At 61.2% G+C, this 16,746-nt stretch carries 15 protein-coding genes and 2 pseudogenes; 9 read left to right on the top strand and 8 right to left on the bottom strand.

All coding sequences use genetic code 11. The annotated features are described in order from the left end of the window. The first annotated feature begins 66 nt into the window (after window positions 1-66). From ACIPZH_RS22205 to ACIPZH_RS22190, 4 genes are all read left to right on the top strand, one after another. A complete protein-coding gene (locus tag ACIPZH_RS22205; protein ID WP_241804341.1) occupies window positions 67-1,371 on the top strand; it encodes a homoserine dehydrogenase in 1,305 nt (434 codons plus the stop codon). Window positions 1,372-1,529: 158 nt separating this feature from the next. Further along, window positions 1,530-2,939 (top strand): threonine synthase, encoded by a 1,410-nt coding sequence (thrC, locus tag ACIPZH_RS22200; RefSeq protein WP_241804342.1) that lies wholly within the window; start codon window positions 1,530-1,532, stop codon window positions 2,937-2,939. Between the two features lie 126 nt (window positions 2,940-3,065). Continuing rightward, a complete protein-coding gene (locus tag ACIPZH_RS22195) occupies window positions 3,066-3,464 on the top strand; it encodes a histidine kinase (RefSeq protein WP_400637869.1) in 399 nt (132 codons plus the stop codon). A gap of 79 nt (window positions 3,465-3,543) precedes the next feature. Next, window positions 3,544-3,825, top strand: coding sequence for a DUF3509 domain-containing protein (locus tag ACIPZH_RS22190; RefSeq protein WP_267818334.1), 282 nt, complete (start codon window positions 3,544-3,546; stop codon window positions 3,823-3,825). A gap of 128 nt (window positions 3,826-3,953) precedes the next feature. Here the strand turns inward: ACIPZH_RS22190 and ACIPZH_RS22185 are convergent, their stop codons facing one another. Beyond that, window positions 3,954-4,814, bottom strand: a complete 861-nt coding sequence (locus ACIPZH_RS22185; protein ID WP_400637867.1) for a TIGR02285 family protein — start codon at window positions 4,812-4,814, stop codon at window positions 3,954-3,956. A gap of 14 nt (window positions 4,815-4,828) precedes the next feature. Continuing rightward, window positions 4,829-6,028, bottom strand: coding sequence for a CaiB/BaiF CoA transferase family protein (locus tag ACIPZH_RS22180; protein ID WP_400626273.1), 1,200 nt, complete (start codon window positions 6,026-6,028; stop codon window positions 4,829-4,831). A 132-nt stretch (window positions 6,029-6,160) separates the two neighbouring features. On the opposite strand from ACIPZH_RS22180, the gene ACIPZH_RS22175 reads away from it, so the two are divergent. After that, the gene (locus ACIPZH_RS22175; protein WP_046784361.1) at window positions 6,161-6,703 is read left to right on the top strand and encodes a YaeQ family protein; all 543 of its coding nucleotides are present in this window, start codon (window positions 6,161-6,163) and stop codon (window positions 6,701-6,703) included. Between the two features lie 12 nt (window positions 6,704-6,715). Next, the gene (gene recJ / locus ACIPZH_RS22170) at window positions 6,716-8,425 is read left to right on the top strand and encodes a single-stranded-DNA-specific exonuclease RecJ (protein ID WP_400637865.1); all 1,710 of its coding nucleotides are present in this window, start codon (window positions 6,716-6,718) and stop codon (window positions 8,423-8,425) included. 189 nt (window positions 8,426-8,614) lie between these two features. Here recJ and ACIPZH_RS22165 read toward each other — a convergent pair whose 3' ends face one another. From ACIPZH_RS22165 to ACIPZH_RS22155, 3 genes are read right to left on the bottom strand one after another with little or no spacing between them, the layout of a single operon-like run. Then, a complete protein-coding gene (locus ACIPZH_RS22165) occupies window positions 8,615-9,175 on the bottom strand; it encodes a hypothetical protein (protein ID WP_400637864.1) in 561 nt (186 codons plus the stop codon). A 31-nt stretch (window positions 9,176-9,206) separates the two neighbouring features. Then, entirely contained in the window at window positions 9,207-10,076 is an 870-nt protein-coding gene (locus tag ACIPZH_RS22160; RefSeq protein WP_400637862.1) for a hypothetical protein, read from the bottom strand. Further along, window positions 10,069-10,677 (bottom strand): 2OG-Fe(II) oxygenase, encoded by a 609-nt coding sequence (locus ACIPZH_RS22155; protein WP_400637860.1) that lies wholly within the window; start codon window positions 10,675-10,677, stop codon window positions 10,069-10,071. The genes ACIPZH_RS22160 and ACIPZH_RS22155 overlap by 8 nt, the downstream gene beginning before the upstream one ends. Before the next feature lie 357 nt (window positions 10,678-11,034). Here ACIPZH_RS22155 and ACIPZH_RS22150 point away from each other — a divergent pair, with 357 nt between their 5' ends. Next, the gene (locus tag ACIPZH_RS22150; RefSeq protein WP_241804349.1) at window positions 11,035-12,141 is read left to right on the top strand and encodes an NADH:flavin oxidoreductase/NADH oxidase; all 1,107 of its coding nucleotides are present in this window, start codon (window positions 11,035-11,037) and stop codon (window positions 12,139-12,141) included. An 8-nt stretch (window positions 12,142-12,149) separates the two neighbouring features. Here the strand turns inward: ACIPZH_RS22150 and ACIPZH_RS22145 are convergent. The 3 genes and pseudogenes from ACIPZH_RS22145 to ACIPZH_RS22135 all read right to left on the bottom strand — a co-directional run. After that, window positions 12,150-12,346: pseudogene (locus ACIPZH_RS22145) on the bottom strand (toxin-antitoxin system HicB family antitoxin); the annotation flags it as partial. Between the two features lie 127 nt (window positions 12,347-12,473). Beyond that, the gene (locus tag ACIPZH_RS22140) at window positions 12,474-13,898 is read right to left on the bottom strand and encodes a gamma-aminobutyraldehyde dehydrogenase (protein WP_400637858.1); all 1,425 of its coding nucleotides are present in this window, start codon (window positions 13,896-13,898) and stop codon (window positions 12,474-12,476) included. A gap of 17 nt (window positions 13,899-13,915) precedes the next feature. Further along, a pseudogene (locus tag ACIPZH_RS22135) lies at window positions 13,916-14,038 on the bottom strand (ABC transporter permease); the annotation flags it as partial. Window positions 14,039-14,304: 266 nt separating this feature from the next. Here ACIPZH_RS22135 and ACIPZH_RS22130 point away from each other — a divergent pair. Together ACIPZH_RS22130 and ACIPZH_RS22125 are read left to right on the top strand one after the other, a co-directional pair. After that, window positions 14,305-14,994: a tellurite resistance TerB family protein gene (locus tag ACIPZH_RS22130; RefSeq protein WP_400637857.1), complete on the top strand. Its 690-nt coding sequence runs from the start codon at window positions 14,305-14,307 to the stop codon at window positions 14,992-14,994. A 128-nt stretch (window positions 14,995-15,122) separates the two neighbouring features. Continuing rightward, on the top strand, window positions 15,123-16,745 hold the full coding sequence (locus ACIPZH_RS22125) for a methyl-accepting chemotaxis protein (protein ID WP_400637855.1): 1,623 nt from the start codon (window positions 15,123-15,125) through the stop codon (window positions 16,743-16,745). Window position 16,746 lies beyond the last annotated feature (1 nt).

The raw sequence follows: 16,746 nt of genomic DNA, 5'->3' as shown, positions 1-16,746 counted from the left end.
TCGTCATGGGGTGACGGCATGTTTCACGGTCGGCGCAGGTGCCGGCCGTTCAATGGGGAGTTCACAGTGAAACCGGTCAAAGTAGGCATCTGTGGGTTGGGGACCGTCGGTGGCGGAACCTTCAATGTACTTCAGCGCAACGCCGAGGAGATTGCCCGCCGTGCCGGGCGCGGTATTGAAGTGGCACAGATCGCCATGCGCTCGCCTAACCCGAACTGCCAGATTACCGGTACCCCCATTACCGCTGATGTGTTCGACGTTGCGAGCAACCCGGAGATCGACATTGTCATCGAGCTGATCGGTGGCTACACCATCGCCCGCGACCTGGTGCTCAAGGCCATCGACAACGGCAAGCACGTGGTCACCGCCAACAAGGCGCTGATCGCCGTACACGGCAACGAAATCTTCGCCAAGGCCCGTGAGAAGGGCGTGATCGTCGCCTTCGAAGCCGCAGTGGCAGGTGGCATCCCGGTGATCAAGGCGATCCGCGAAGGCCTGTCGGCCAACCGCATCAACTGGCTGGCCGGGATCATCAACGGCACCGGCAACTTCATCCTCACCGAGATGCGTGAAAAAGGCCGCGCCTTCCCCGACGTGCTGGCCGAAGCGCAGGCGCTGGGTTATGCCGAAGCCGACCCGACCTTCGACGTCGAAGGTATCGATGCCGCGCACAAGCTGACCATCCTGGCGTCCATCGCCTTTGGTATCCCGCTGCAGTTCGACAAGGCCTACACCGAAGGCATCACCCAGCTGACCACCGCCGACGTGAACTACGCCGAAGCCCTGGGCTACCGCATCAAGCACCTGGGTGTGGCCCGCCGCACTGCAGAAGGCATCGAGCTGCGCGTGCATCCGACGCTGATCCCGAGCGACCGTCTCATCGCCAACGTCAATGGCGTGATGAACGCCGTGATGGTCAATGGCGATGCAGCAGGCTCCACCCTTTACTACGGCGCCGGCGCCGGCATGGAGCCCACCGCCTCCTCGGTGGTCGCCGACCTGGTCGACGTTGTCCGCGCCATGACCAGCGACCCTGAAAACCGCGTACCGCACCTGGCCTTCCAGCCGGATTCGCTGTCGGCGCACCCGATCCTGCCGATCGACGCCTGCCAGAGTGCCTACTACCTGCGTATCCAGGCCAAGGATCACCCGGGCGTACTGGCCCAGGTGGCGAGCATCCTCTCGGAGCGCGGCATCAACATCGAGTCGATCATGCAGAAGGAAGCCGAGGAACAGGACGGCCTGGTGCCGATGATTCTGCTGACCCACCGTGTGGTCGAAAAGAGCATCAACGACGCCATCGTTGCTCTGGAAGCCTTGCAGGACGTGGTCGGCAAGGTCGTGCGTATCCGCGTCGAACAGCTCAACTAAGCGGCAAGCTTCAAGCTGCAAGCTGCAAGAAAAAGCAGTTCGGTGTTGAGGCTTTTAACAGTTTAAATTTGCGGCAAGGGCAGTGCAGGGCGTAAGAGAAATGCCGATCGGCTTTTTCTTGCAACTCGCAGCTTGCCGCTCAAACCGAAGGTTTGCATATGCGCTATATCAGCACCCGCGGCCAGGCACCGGCCCTGAATTTCGAAGACGTCCTGCTGGCTGGCCTGGCCAGCGATGGCGGCCTGTACGTGCCAGAGAACCTCCCACGCTTCACCCAGGAAGAAATCGCTTCCTGGGCGGGCCTGCCGTATCACGAGCTGGCTTTCCGTGTGATGCGCCCGTTCGTCGAGGGCAGCATTGCCGACGCCGACTTCAAGAAGATCCTGGAAGAGACCTACGGCGAATTCGCCCACGCCGCGGTCGCTCCGCTGCGCCAGCTGAACAGCAACGAGTGGGTTCTTGAGTTGTTCCACGGGCCGACGCTGGCCTTCAAGGACTTCGCCCTGCAGCTGCTCGGGCGCCTGCTCGATCACGTGCTGGCCAAGCGCAACGAGCGCGTGGTGATCATCGGCGCGACCAGCGGCGACACCGGCTCTGCCGCGATCGAAGGCTGCCGCCGCTGCGACAACGTCGACATCTTCATCCTTCACCCGCACCAGCGCGTGTCGGAAGTTCAGCGCCGCCAGATGACCACCATCTTCGGCGACAACATCCACAACATCGCCATCGAAGGCAACTTCGATGACTGCCAGGAGATGGTCAAGGCCAGCTTCGCCGACCAGTCGTTCCTCAAAGGCACCCGCCTGGTCGCGGTCAACTCGATCAACTGGGCGCGGATCATGGCCCAGATCGTTTACTACTTCCACGCTGCCCTGCAGCTTGGCGGCCCGGCGCGTTCGGTGGCGTTCTCGGTGCCGACCGGCAACTTTGGCGACATCTTCGCCGGCTACCTGGCACGCAACATGGGCCTGCCGGTCAGCCAGCTGGTGGTTGCCACCAACCGCAACGACATCCTGCACCGCTTCATGAGCGGCAACCAGTACGTCAAGGAAACCCTGCACGCGACCTTGTCGCCGTCGATGGACATCATGGTCTCGTCCAACTTCGAGCGCTTGTTGTTCGACCTCCATGGTCGCAACGGCGCGGCTATCGGCGAATTGATGGCCAACTTCAAGCAGGGTGGCGGTTTCAGCGTCGACCAGGACCGCTGGACCGAGGCGCGCAAGCTGTTCGATTCGCTGGCCGTCAGCGACGAGCAGACCTGCCAGACCATCGCCGAGGTCTTCGCCAGCACAGGGGAAGTGCTCGACCCGCATACCGCGATCGGTGTGAAGGCCGCGCGCGAATGCCGTCGCAGCCTGGATACGCCGATGGTGGTGCTGGGCACCGCGCACCCGGTCAAGTTCCCGGAGGCCGTGGAGAAGGCGGGCGTCGGCAAGGCGCTGGAGCTGCCTGCGCACCTGAGCGACCTGTTCGGCCGAGAGGAGCGCTGCACGGTTCTGGCCAACGACCTCAAGGCCGTCCAGGCCTTCGTCAGCCAGCACGGTAACCGCGGCAAGCCGCTTTAATCGTGATGAAGGGGGCCGCTGCGCGGCCCCGCTTTTAGACTTTTCCCTGGTTTCATTCAGATTTTTCCTATGTAAAACGCGTTAAGCGCTGCATACAGTGGCCCGTCCTTCCCTCAGGAGCGGCTCATGCATCAGCCCTACGTGTTGATTCACCAGGCTCGGCCTTCCCACCAGATTCTCCTGCATCAGGCGTGCAATGCCCTGGGCGTTTTCGACGTGCGCATCACCCATGATCTGCTTGACCTCAATGCCTGCCTTGCACGCAAGCGCGGTGCAGACCTGCTGATCCTCGACCATTCGATGAAAGGCGGCCAGGCCCTGCTCGAACGTCTGCAGCGCAACCGCTGTTCACACGCCTTGCTTTTCGTCGGCTGTGCCAGCGAGCACCGTCCCAACCTTGCCGAGCAAGCACGCGAGCGTGGCCTCTGGGTGCTGGCCGATTTGCCGTGGCCGCTGCCGGTGCGGCGCTGGCAACAGGCCTTGCAGCGTATTCAAAGGTTCACATCCCCCACGCATGCTCATTGAAACAGCTCAAGCGTAACGAACTTTCCGTTGCGCTTGCTGGTCAGTTTCTTCATAGACCACCACGCAGCGAGTGATCCGGATGGAAAGAATCTGCAGCCTGCTTAATGACGCACTGAGCCCTTATCAGACCCAGCTTGGCGCCGCCGATGCCAGTGGTAATCGGCAACTCACCGTTTTCGACAGCCTCGGTGGCATGACCTTGCGCCGAACGGTCAGCCAACGCCAGTTACAGGAGCAGCGCCTGCTGATCGACCTGGTCGATGGCCTTCACCGTGACCTGCAGATCGCCGAGGGGCGCCTGCAACCCTGTGTCATCGCGGCTTTGCAGCAACGCCAACAACCTGCGGGAACCTTTGCCTGAGTGGCGCATCAGACACAGTAGGGCAGCCAGCCAGCACACAGCTCCGGTGATGGCGGGTTGTCACGGGAAGTCCATGAGGACTTTCGATTGGCCCCGGGCGTCCTCCCCAGCGTCCCGGGGTTTCTTTTTTATCGCCCTTCGAAAAAATGGCTGCTCTGCTCCAGGTACTCTGTCTGGAACTCCGGGTCCAGCCAACTGGCATAGAGCGCTGGAAGTGTGTCCTGGCGCAGCGCCGACAGCAGTTGGTCTACATGCGCGATGGCTGCGCGCCCCGATGGCGTATCGGAGCAGCCCACATGCAGGAACTGATAGCGGTCCACGCCTTGTATCGGGTGAAACTGATAGTCATCGAGCGAGCCGCCTTGTTGCTGGATCAGGTAGCGCACTTCCGGCCAGTAGCCGAGCACCAGTTGCAGGCGCCCCAGGCGCTGCATCTGCAGTAGGTTGGCAGTGGCATCGTTACCATAGTGGCGGCTGAGAACCGAGTCGGGAAGCGGGTGCAGGATCGCATCGATCTGGGTGCTGTAGCTGCGCCCGGCGACGATGCCGAGCTTCAGTTGCGTATCGCTCAACAAGCGCCTGAGATCGATCTGCGCGCCATCCAGAAACGGTGCCAGCAGCGGTCCGGCTTGCTTGCGCACGACCAGGCCACCGCTCATCGCCCCCAGCGCCGGTTTGGAGAAGTGCACGAACTTCGCGCGCTCCGGTGTCCACATCAAGGTCGGGTCGCAGGTGAAGCTGGCAGGGTCCTGCAGCATCTGTATGCCGCGTGCCCGAGTGACGCGCACGATGTCGTGGTCGTATTCGGGCATCTGCTCGATCAGCAGCGCCAGCATCCGGTCGATCGCACCTTGGCCTTTGGCCGCACCCTCCAGGATGGTGAAAGGCGGCAGGTCGCGGACCAGCCATAGCAGGCGTTCCTTGGCCTGCACTGGCGCGATGGCCATGGCGAGCAGCAGCCCGCACAGCAGGGACAGGCGCGCGCGCACGGGCGGAGGCGACCTCAGACCGCGCCGGCCTGGCGCAAGCGGGCGATGGCGGCGGCGTCATACCCCAGGGTGCCAAGCAGGGCATCTGTGTGTTCGCCTAGCGCCGGGCCCACCCACTCGGCCGAGCCGGGTGTCTCGGACAGCTTGGGTACGATGCCTGGCATCTTGAACGCTTTACCGTCTGGCAGGCGGGCCTGCAGGAACATTTCGCGGGCCAGGTACTGCGGGTCGCTGAACATGTCTTGCGCCGAATAGATGCGGCTGGCCGGAACATCGGCGACGGTCAACGTCTGCATCAGCTGCTCCAGCGGCAAGCTGTTGGCCCAGCGGTCGATAACGCCATACAGCTCGTCACGCCGTGCATCGCGGCCATCATTGCTGGCCAGCGCCGGGTCGTCGGCCAGGTCGTGACGGCCGATGGCCTGCATGAAGCGTTTGAAGATCGCATCGCCATTGGCACCGATCTGCACGTGCTTGCCGTCGGCGCTGGTGTGGATGGAGGAGGGCGTGATGCCTGGCATGATGTTGCCGGTGCGTTCGCGAATGAAGCCAAACACATCGAACTCCGGGACCATGCTTTCCATCATGGCGAAGATTGCCTCGTACAGCGCCACGTCCACTACCTGGCCCTGGCCGCCGTTGACTTCGCGGTGACGCAGCGCCATCAGTGCGCCGATCACGCCCCACAATGCCGCGATCGAATCGCCGATGGAGATGCCGGTGCGTACCGGTGGGCGGTCATCGAAGCCGGTGATGTAGCGCAGGCCACCCATCGACTCGCCCACGGCGCCGAAGCCTGGCTGATCCTTCATCGGCCCGGTCTGGCCGAAGCCTGAGAGGCGCACCATCACCAGTTTCGGGTTGAGCTCGTGCAGCACATCCCAGCCCAGGCCGAGCTTTTCCAGCACGCCCGGGCGGAAGTTCTCGATGAGAATGTCCGCCTCGGCCAGCAGCCGCTTGAGGACCTCGCGGCCATCGGGATGCTTCAGGTTCAGGGTCAGTGACTGTTTGTTGCGCGCCTGCACGAACCACCACAGCGACGTACCCTCGTACAGCTTGCGCCATTTGCGCAGCGGATCACCGCCGTCGGGCGACTCGACCTTGATTACCTCGGCCCCGAACTCGGCGCAGATGCGCGAGGCGAACGGGCCAGCGATCAGGGTGCCAAGCTCGATCACTTTCAGGCCGGCGAGGGGTTTGCTCGGTGTAGGCATGGGGCATCCGGGGCGAGTGGGCAGAGGCGTGGTTTTATCATAGGTCGTTGGCGGCAGATACTGCTGCGGCGCAACGAAGAGCAGGATCGGGTAGACTGTGTGACTTTTCTTTGCGCAAGAAGCCCGTCGACCATGGCCCAGCCGTCCACCACCTACAAATTCGAACTGAATCTGACCGATCTCGATCGCGGCGTGTACGAAAGCGTCAAGCAGACCATCGCCCGTCATCCTTCGGAAACCGAGGAGCGCATGGCCGTGCGGCTGTTGGCCTACGCACTTTGGTACAACGAGAATCTGTCGTTCGGCCGCGGCCTGTCGGATGTCGACGAGCCTGCCCTGTGGGAGAAGAGCCTGGACGACCGCGTGCTGCACTGGATCGAAGTGGGCCAGCCTGACGCTGATCGCCTGACCTGGTGTTCGCGCCGTACCGAGCGCACCAGCCTGTTGGCCTACGGCAGCTTGCGGGTATGGGAGTCCAAGGTGGTCGGCGCGGTCAAGAACCTGAAAAACCTGAACATCGCCGCTGTACCGCAAGAGGTGCTCGAAGTGCTGGCCACGGACATGCCGCGCAGCATCAAGTGGGACGTGATGATCAGCGAAGGCACGGTGTTCGTCACTGACGACCGTGGCCAGCACGAAGTGCAGCTGCAGTGGCTGCTCGGTGAGCGTGGCTGAGCCAACCGACCCATGCGTATCGAACCCCGCCCGCTGCCGCCGACACTGCCGTTTCTCGGTAACCTGCCACCCTTGCTGACCCGACTGTATGCCGCCCGTGGCGTGCAATCTGAGGCAGAGCTGGACAAGAGCCTGGCGAGGCTGTTGCCGTACCAGCAGCTAAAAGGCATTGATGCCGCGGTAGACTTGCTGGTCGAAGCGCTCGACCAGCGCCAGCGCATCATCATCGTCGGCGACTTCGATGCCGACGGCGCCACCGCCAGTACGGTCGGCGTACTCGGGCTGCGCCTGCTGGGGGCAGCCCATGTCGACTACCTGGTGCCCAACCGTTTCGAATATGGCTACGGCCTGACGCCAGAGATCGTCGAGGTGGCGCTGCAGCGCCAGCCACACTTGCTGATCACGGTCGATAACGGCATTTCCAGTGTCGAGGGTGTGGCGGCAGCAAAAGCGGCCGGGCTCAAAGTGCTGGTCACCGACCACCACCTGCCAGGCCAGCAGTTGCCGGACGCCGACGCCATCGTCAACCCGAACCAGCCAGGTTGCGGCTTCCCGAGCAAGTCGCTGGCCGGGGTCGGGGTGATCTTCTATGTGCTGATGGCCTTGCGCGCCCGCCTGCGCAGCCTGGGCCGCTACGAAACACAACCACAACCGAACATCGGTGAACTGCTCGACCTGGTCGCGCTGGGCAGCGTTGCCGACGTGGTGCCGCTGGATGCCAACAACCGCATTCTGGTGCACCAAGGCCTTGAGCGCATCCGCGCCGGCCGGGCACGGCCGGGGCTCAAGGCGATTCTGGAGGTGGCACGTCGCGACCACCGGCGTATCACCTCCACCGACCTGGGCTTCATTTTAGGCCCGCGGCTCAATGCCGCCGGGCGCCTGGACGACATGAGCCTGGGTATCGAGTGCCTGTTGTGCGAGGACGAGGCGCTGGCCCAGGACATGGCGCAGCAGCTCGATGGCCTGAACCAGGACCGCAAGTCGATCGAGCAGGGCATGCAGCGCGAAGCGTTGGCCCAGCTCAAGGATTTGCCGGTCGAGGCCATGCCGTACGGCCTGTGCCTGTTCGATGCCGAATGGCACCAAGGTGTGATCGGCATTCTTGCCTCGCGCCTGAAGGAGCGTTACCACCGCCCGACCATCGCCTTTGCCGATGCTGGCGACGGCATGCTCAAGGGCTCCGCACGTTCGGTGCCGGGGTTCCATATCCGCGATGCGCTGGATGCAGTGGCGGCGCGCCATCCGCAGTTGATCAGCAAGTTTGGCGGCCATGCTATGGCTGCAGGCCTGTCGTTGCCCGAAAGTCATTTCCCGGCGTTCGCCGAAGCGTTCGATGAAGAAGTCCGTCGCCAGTTGCGCGAAGACGATTTGACCGGCCGTCTGCTTTCGGACGGCAGCCTGGCGGTGGAGGAATTTCACCTGGACCTGGCCAAGGCCCTGCGTAATGCCGGGCCCTGGGGGCAACACTTCCCCGAACCACTGTTCCATGGCGTGTTTCAGTTGGTCGAGCAGCGTGTGGTCGGCGAGCGGCACCTGAAGGTGGTGCTCAAGAGCGAATGTGGCTCGGTTCGTCTGGACGGCATCGCCTTTGGCATTGACCGCGAAGTGTGGCCCAACCCGACCGTGCGCTGGGTGGAGATGGCGTACAAGCTGGATGTGAACGAGTTCCGCGGGAACGAAAGTGTGCAATTGATGATTGCGCATATGGAGCCGCGCTGAGGAGCCTGCAGGTGCCTGCCTCGATTTTTGCGGGGTTGCGCAAATCGAGCGCCGCCGGCGCGGCGCTCATTCTCATAGGCAATGCGAACCTACCGGTGGGCACTTGGTCGCTCTGCAGTTCGCTGCGGCCCTATCGCTGCAACGTCCTTTTGCGTTCCGGCACTCGCGCGCCGAAGCCGAAAAATGTGGTTATGTTCTGACTGCCCCCTGTTGTCTCTTATTTCGCAGATTTTGCCAGTGAATCACTGCAGCCCCTATAAATGAGAGTAGGCTGAGCGTGCAGAAGAACACGATCCCTTCGACAGCTTTTCGATCACTTGTTTCGTTTACATAGTGTCTGAGTGAAAGGTCGGACAAGATTTCATCTTCAGTCGATAACGTCCTCGCGATCGGGCCGGAAAGTGTGTCTTCGATTTCCACGAATAAAGGCGTTGCTTTGCTTATATTGGCCGCATCATAGCGGGACCTATAGATGTATATTCCGGCTTTGGTCCGTCGACCACCGGGTGTTTTGTAGTAAATGCTCACAGTGTAAATTGATTTATCGTATTCCCACGGCTCGACGTCGGAAGCCAGTGAGGCTGGCAGGCGGATCCATGGCGCGGCGATGGGTTCGACTTTTATATTCAAGTTGTATATGAATATGGGCAGGAAGCACAGGAAGGCGAACCCTGTTCCGAGCAGGCACTTCGCACGGTCATGCGGCGGCAGGCTGCGCATTTGTTTGATCCACGCTCCCCAAGTCAGCATTGATCATTCCTCTCTTCAGAATAGTTTTCGGTCAGCGGTATTTGTCTTGCTGAGGGGCAATACAGCAAGCATATTGGTCTTGGCCTCCGCCTACCCCGACAGTGATTGATGGCTTGGGCCCTGTGGGTATCTGCCCGTTTAAGCTTTCAATCCCTATCGTCACTGTCGCTCCACCTGGGGGCTGAGGTACAGAGGGTGGAGTTGCTAGGTTGCCACCACCCAGGATGACGGGTTGGGTACTTGAATTGGCCTTAAAGTGTTCAAGCAAGCGAGTATCTAGTTTGATGTCGTGATTTGTAGGGTTCCATGTGATGACGGTGATGAGTCCGCCGAAATGAGCAGTTATCGACTTTGGATTTGTTATTGTCAGATTTGGTGCTATTAAGGGGGAGGTAGGCTCTCGCGTCACGTCGTTGTTTTTCAACGCATTGAATATTGGATCTATAGCAGTTTTCTGGATTTTTTTGGCTAACTCCGAATTATAGGTTCCTATCAGGCTTGCTCCTAGGGACACCGCGGTAAAAAAACCTGCGGTCAGTGGTGAACCTAGTAATAGTGCAAATCCCGCGACAACGCCGGCGACGTTGCCTACGAGGCTGACATAGTCTCCTATTTGTAGCTCTTTTTTTGAATTGTATTCGGCAACGATTTTCAAGAAAGTAACCGTACCTGCGAGGGTGTTGGTAGCGATATTGATAAATGGTACTGCCCCCGCCGTCATCAGGGTGACTGAAAGTACAGAGGCGACTGCGGTACTGGTTTGAGCACCTTGTACTACCAGTGAAAATCCCTTTTTATCGGTATTAAACTGATCATGGACAGCCGAAGCTGCTCCAGCCTGGAATCCAGGTTTGCCCACCCGGTCTACCATGGCAACAAATATTTCCACACGATTATTCATGCGACTTGCTCCTAATTGTTTTGAATGCAAGTGTGACTCGCAAACGATCGCATTCAATTGCTGGCGATTTTGCCCGGTGTGGGATTTCGCCGTTGAACACTACTATGCGTTTAGGTTTCGGAAGTACGGCGGCGATAATGTCGTTTTTCACATCATTGCAAAACATGAGTTCGCCTCCCCAAGTCGTGGCCCAATAGTCGTTGCAGAAAATCACTGCTGTCTGGCCGGGTTCGCTTGGTAGGTTGTCTCGATGAATCGGGCTGTCCTGCCCTGTTGTTTGTCCGTTTGCGTACACGCCAAGTAGTCTGGAGTCTTTAATGTGCGTTGTTTTCAATCGGTGCCAGATATGAGCCAGAAAACCCCAACGTTTATTGTTTTCCAGCTCTTCCTCACAGCATTCGAGCGATTCGCGGCGGCTTCCTGCGATGAAAAAATGCCAGCAGGGACGAGAGAAGGGTGTTGAGTTTACCGGCCAGTCATATCTCCATAGGGCATCAGAAAATGCCTGGGTAAGCAGCAGCTGTTCGTGGTCGGTAATGGCGTTATCGAGCGTGCATATATTTTGTGATGAGAAAAGCTCTTCCATTATCATGATCGTCATGTCGATAGATATATTCCTCGATTTGCGAGGATCTTTCGCAAGTCGAGGTCGGCAGTGACGATAGTTTTATTTGGGTAGGGCGGCGATAGGACGCAGCACTCGCTTATTGAGAAGAGATTCTTACCGGGCCGTAGGATTATTAAAGTTATCTTGTAGGTTATTTCTAGATAGGCCAGTCGATCGGCATCAGATCGCTCTGGAGGGTGGTAGCACCCATGGCGTCAGCGCTGTCAACAATCCCATCGAACCTCCCCCCCACCAATCTGGTCTAGTCTGATTAATGACCGGCACCGGGCCAGGGATGTGCACTTGAATGCCCGGGCTGGATCACCATTGGAGTCCTTGGGAGGTGCCCTCATGAGCCTGCTGCTCGAGCCTTACACCCTGCGTCAGCTGACGTTGCCCAACCGCATCGCCGTCTCGCCGATGTGCCAGTATTCCGCCGTCGATGGCCTGGCCAACGACTGGCACCTCGTTCATCTGGGCAGCCGCGCCGTCGGCGGCGCCGGGCTGGTCATCACCGAAGCGGTAGCCGTGACCGCCGAGGGCCGTATCACTGCCGAGGACCTTGGTCTGTGGACCGATGATCAGATCGCCCCATTGCAACGCATTACGCGGTTCATCACAGCCCAGGGCGCTGTGCCGGGCATCCAGCTGGCCCACGCCGGGCGCAAGGCCAGCACCTATCGCCCTTGGCTGGGCAAGCATGGCAGCGTCAAAATCGAGGAAGGAGGCTGGCAGCCGGTGGGGCCGTCGAAGATTGCTTTCGACCCTGAACACACGGCGCCGCGTGAGTTGAGCAAGGACGAGATCCAGGATGTTGTAGCCGAGTTTGTCAAAGCCACCGAACGCGCGTTGCAAGCGGGCTTCAAAGTGGTCGAAATCCACGCCGCCCATGGCTACCTGCTGCACCAGTTCCTCTCGCCGCTGAGCAATCAGCGCCGCGATGAATATGGCAGTTGCTTCGAAAACCGCATCCGCCTGACGCTGCAGGTGACCGAGGCGGTGCGTAAGGTCTGGCCGCAGGAACTGCCGCTGTTCGTGCGTGTGTCGGCGACCGACTGGGTAGAGGACGGCTGGAACCCGGACGAAACCGTGGAACTGGCCCGCCGGCTACGTGTGCTCGGGGTCGACCTGATCGACGTGTCCTCCGGCGGTACTTCGATGAATGCGGAAATCCCCACCGGCCCCGGCTACCAGACCCGTTTCGCCGAGCGTGTACGCAAGGAATCGGAAATCGCTACCGGCACGGTGGGCATGATCACCGAACCGGCCCAGGCTGAACACATCCTGCGCACCGGGCAGGCCGACCTGATCTTCCTGGCTCGCGAGCTGCTGCGCGACCCTTACTGGCCGTTGCATGCCGATGATGACCTGGGCGGTAACAGGGCTACATGGCCGGCGCAGTATCAACGGGCTACCAGCCGGGCAAATCCGATACATGAGTCGGATCTGCGGGACTGATTGACCCCTCAGCTGTAAGCGGCCTTGCGCAGCATATCGCTGACCCACTGATTGGTGCTTTTTTCCGCCAGCTCGGCCTCTGCGGCCACGCTGGCGGGAAGGGTGGGCTCAAGGCGCAGTCTCAGCTTCCCCGAATAGGTCTTGTGCGGCTCACGGCCAAGGCGTTCTCAGGTTTCGAGGTGTCATCAACGGCCTCCTCGACAGCCGGACTGTAGGAGATAGGGACCGTGCTTGAAGGAAAGGTCCTAGGTATCCATGCGAGGACGATCGCCACTTTGTACCGGCCTCCTTGCGGACTTGTCTCAGCAGAGGCCGGTAGCTTCACCTCACGTTCAGTGCTTGATCATCACATGCCGGACGCAGGTGTAGTCCTCCAGCCCATACATCGACATGTCCTTGCCATACCCCGAATGCTTCTGCCCGCCATGGGGCATTTCGCTGACCAGCATGAAGTGGGTATTGACCCAGGTGCAGCCATACTGCAACCGCGCCGCCAGGCGGTGGGCGCGGCCGGTGTCGCGGGTCCACACCGACGAAGCCAGGCCGTACTCCGAGTCGTTGGCCCATTCCAGCGCCTGCGCTTCGTCAGTGAAGCGTGTTACCGACACCACTGGGCCAAACACCTCGTGACGCACGATCTCGTCATCCTGCAGCGCATCCGCCAGCACTGTTGGCTCGAAGAAGAAACCCTCCCCCGGTAGTGCCTTGCCTCCGGTGACCAGGCGAATGTGCGGCTGGGCGATGGCGCGCCCGACCAGGCCGGCTACCTTGTCACGGTGCTGGGCGCTGATCAGCGGGCCGAGTTCGGTGTCCTCGGCATCCTGCAGGCCGGTTTTAAGGCTGGCCACGGCTTTGCCGAGGCGTTCGACGAAGCGTTCGTAGATGCCCGCCTGCACATACAGGCGGCAGGCCGCAGTGCAGTCCTGCCCTGCGTTGTAGAAACCGAAGGTGCGGATGCCATCGATGGCGGCATCGATGTCGGCATCGTCGAACACCAGCACCGGCGCCTTGCCGCCCAGCTCCATGTGCATGCGTTTAACGCTGCCCGCCGTGGCGCCGATGATGTGCGCGCCGGTGGGGATCGAACCGGTCAGCGAGACCATACGCACCTTGGGGTGGGTCACCAGTGGGCTGCCCACCGTCTGGCCGCGGCCGAAGAGGATGTTGAGCACGCCGGCCGGCAGTACGTTCTTGGCCAGTTCGCCGAGGCGCAGGGCGGTCAGCGGGGTGAGTTCGGACGGCTTGATGACCACGGTATTGCCAGCCGCCAAGGCGGGGGCGATCTTCCACGCCAGCATCATCAGCGGGTAGTTCCAGGGCGCAATCGAGGCCACTACGCCCAGCGGGTCGCGGCGGATCATCGACGTGTGCCCGGGCAGGTATTCACCAGCCGCCGAGCCACCGAGGCAGCGGGCGGCGCCGGCAAAATAGCGGAACACATCGGCGATGGCCGGTATCTCGTCGTTCAGGGCCGCTGCGAACGGTTTGCCGCAATTCTGCGACTCCAGCCTGGCCAGCTCATCGGCATGCGCCTCGATCGTGTCGGCCAGCGCCAGCAGGGCCAGCGAGCGCTCTTTCGGGCTGGTCTGCGACCAGCTGTCGAAAGCCAGGTCGGCGGCGCGCACTGACGTATCGACCTGGGCCTCGGTGGCTTCGTTGATCTGTGCCAAGGCACTGCCTTCGGCGGGGTTGAGCACGGTCCAGGCCGGGCCATCGCCTGCGACCAGGCGACCGTTGATCAGCATGTTGGTTTGCATCGGGGGCTCCTTGTGGGTCATTTGCCGCTGCCCGCAACGCTTTCACCGTCGCGGGTCAGGTAATAGGCGCCGAGGATCGGCAGCATGGTCACCAGCATCACCAGCATGGCAACCACGTTGGTCACCGGCACGTCGATGGGCCCGTCATCGGCCTGAGCGCGGCCCTCGTTCGGTCGTCCTGCAGACGCAGGTCGAGGTGTTTCCAGTTGGGAATCGGCCCGGTATTTATCGGCTGCAATCAAGAAAGCAGTGAAGCGATCGTCATAGGTGTAAAGCGCTTGTGGCGAAATCGAGTCTAGTTGGCTTTTTGCCTACCGATGCAACATCCGGAAGCAAATCCACGGGTGGCCCTGGGCCCTGCAGGCCTTACTCTGAACGTCATTTTCCGCAGCGTGGAGCCATGCCAATGAATACTCGGGGTCTGCTCGATCAACTGCTCAAATCCGGCCAGGAACTGCTGAACAAACAGGGCGGCGCAGGCAAGCCGGCCGCAGGCTCAGGCGGCCTGGGCAGCCTGTTGTCCGGCGCTGGGGGCGGGGCGCTGGGTGCCGGCGCCCTGGGCTTGCTGTTGGGCAACAAGAAGGCGCGCAAGTACGGGGGCAAAGTGATCACCTACGGTGGCCTCGCCGCGCTCGGTGTGCTGGCCTACAAGGCCTATGGCAACTGGCAGGCCCGTCAGGGCGCAGGGCAGGGGGCCGAACCGCAAACCCTCGATCGCCTGCCCCCGGCCCAGGTCGAGCAGCACAGCCAGGCGGTACTGCGGGCGTTGGTGGCAGCGGCCAAATCCGATGGTCACATCGATGACCGTGAGCGTGCGTTGATCGAAGGCGAATTCACCCGCCTGGACAGCGACCGTGAACTGCAGCACTGGTTGCACGCCGAGCTGAACAAACCGCTGGACCCGGCCGAAGTCGCGCGCGCCGCACAAACACCAGAGATGGCTGCCGAGATGTACCTGGCCAGCCTGATGATGGTCGATCAGGAGAACTTCATGGAGCGCGCGTACCTGGACGAACTGGCCCGCCAGCTTCGCCTGGACCCAGCGTTGCGTCAGGAACTGGAAAGCCAGGCCCGCCTTGCCGCCGCAGGTCAATGACGCGCAAATGGCCTGATCTCAAGGCAGGGATGCCTGATTGCCCCGCATATTCAGCCGCCTAAGCGTAGGAAGCCTGGGCTATACTTCGGCGATTTTTCCCGCTCGTTGTGAATTCCTGAGGGCTGAATGTGAAGAACTGGACCTTGCGCCAACGGATCCTGGCAAGTTTCGCCATGATCATCGCCATCATGTTGCTGATGGTCGTAGCTGCTTACTCGCGGCTGGTGGCGATCGAAAGTGCCGAGGAGGCAGTGGGTACCGACAGCATTCCCGGGGTCTACTACAGCTCGATGATCCGCAGTGCCTGGGTCGACAGCTATGTCACCAGCCAGCAGTTGGTGGGGTTGTCCGACCACCGCGAGATCACAGCCGCCGACATGGAGCTGTTCAAAAGCTTCGACGAACGCCTCAAGCAATATCTGGCCAGCTACCAAGGCACCATTCACGAAAAGGACGACCAGGCCCATTTCGACGCCTTCATCCAGATGGAGGCGAACTACACCCAAATCATTGGCCAGGTGATCGAAGCCTACCGTCAGCGTGATTACGCCGAGGCAGAGCGCTTGATCAAGGACGTGCTGGCACCGGTCTGGTCCCAGGGCCGGAACCACCTCAACACGATGATCGAGTACAACCGCGAAGCCGCTGACACCGCTAACCACCAGATCGTCGGTGCCGTGAGCACTGCCAAAGGCAGCATGATCGTTTCGCTGTTGTTGGCAATCATCGCCGCGGGCATCTGCGGCCTGCTGCTGATGCGCGCCATCACCGCCCCGGTGCAGCGCGTGGTGCACGCCCTCGACAAGCTGCGCTCGGGCGACTTGAGCATGCGCCTGAGCCTGGAGCGCAAGGACGAGTTCGGCGCCATCGAAAGCGGCTTCAACGAGATGGCCGAGGCGCTGGCCAAGCTCGTGTCCCAGGCTCAGCGTTCTTCGGTGCAGGTGACCACATCGGTCACCGAAATTGCCGCCACGTCCAAGCAACAGCAGGCCACCGCCACCGAAACCGCTGCTACCACCACGGAAATTGGGGCCACTTCGCGTGAAATCGCCGCCACCTCGCGCGATCTGGTGCGCACCATGACCGAAGTCACCAGTGCCGCCGACCAGGCCTCGAGCCTGGCCGGTTCCGGCCAGCAAGGCCTGGCGCGCATGGAAGACACCATGCACCAGGTTATGGGGGCAGCCGACCTGGTCAATGCCAAGCTGGCGATTCTCAACGAAAAGGCCAGCAACATCACGCAGATGGTGGTGACCATCGTCAAGGTCGCCGACCAGACCAACCTGCTCTCGCTCAATGCTGCCATCGAAGCGGAAAAAGCCGGCGAGTATGGGCGCGGCTTTGCCGTGGTAGCCACCGAAGTAAGGCGCCTGGCGGACCAGACGGCTGTGGCCACCTACGACATCGAGCAGATGGTGCGGGAAATCCAGTCGGCGGTATCGGCAGGGGTGATGGGCATGGACAAGTTTTCCGAAGAAGTACGCCGAGGCATGTTCGAAGTGCAGCAAGTGGGCGAGCAACTGAGCCAGATCATTCATCAGGTACAGGCGCTGGCGCCACGGGTGTTGATGGTCAACGAAGGCATGCAGGCCCAGGCTACGGGGGCCGAGCAGATCAACCAGGCACTGGCTCAGCTCAGCGATGCCAGCACACAGACGGTGGAATCGCTGCGCCAGGCCAGCTTCGCCATCGACGAGTTGAGCCAGGTGGCCGCGGGCCTGCGCGGTGGTGTATCGCGCTTCAAAGTCTGAC

Source organism: Pseudomonas sp. NPDC089758 (genome assembly GCF_044748705.1).
In the GTDB taxonomy this organism is placed as follows: Bacteria; Pseudomonadota; Gammaproteobacteria; order Pseudomonadales; family Pseudomonadaceae; genus Aquipseudomonas; species Aquipseudomonas putida_X.
The sequence above is the reverse complement of the archived record's forward strand: the minus strand, read 5'-3'. Positions and strand labels throughout refer to the sequence as shown.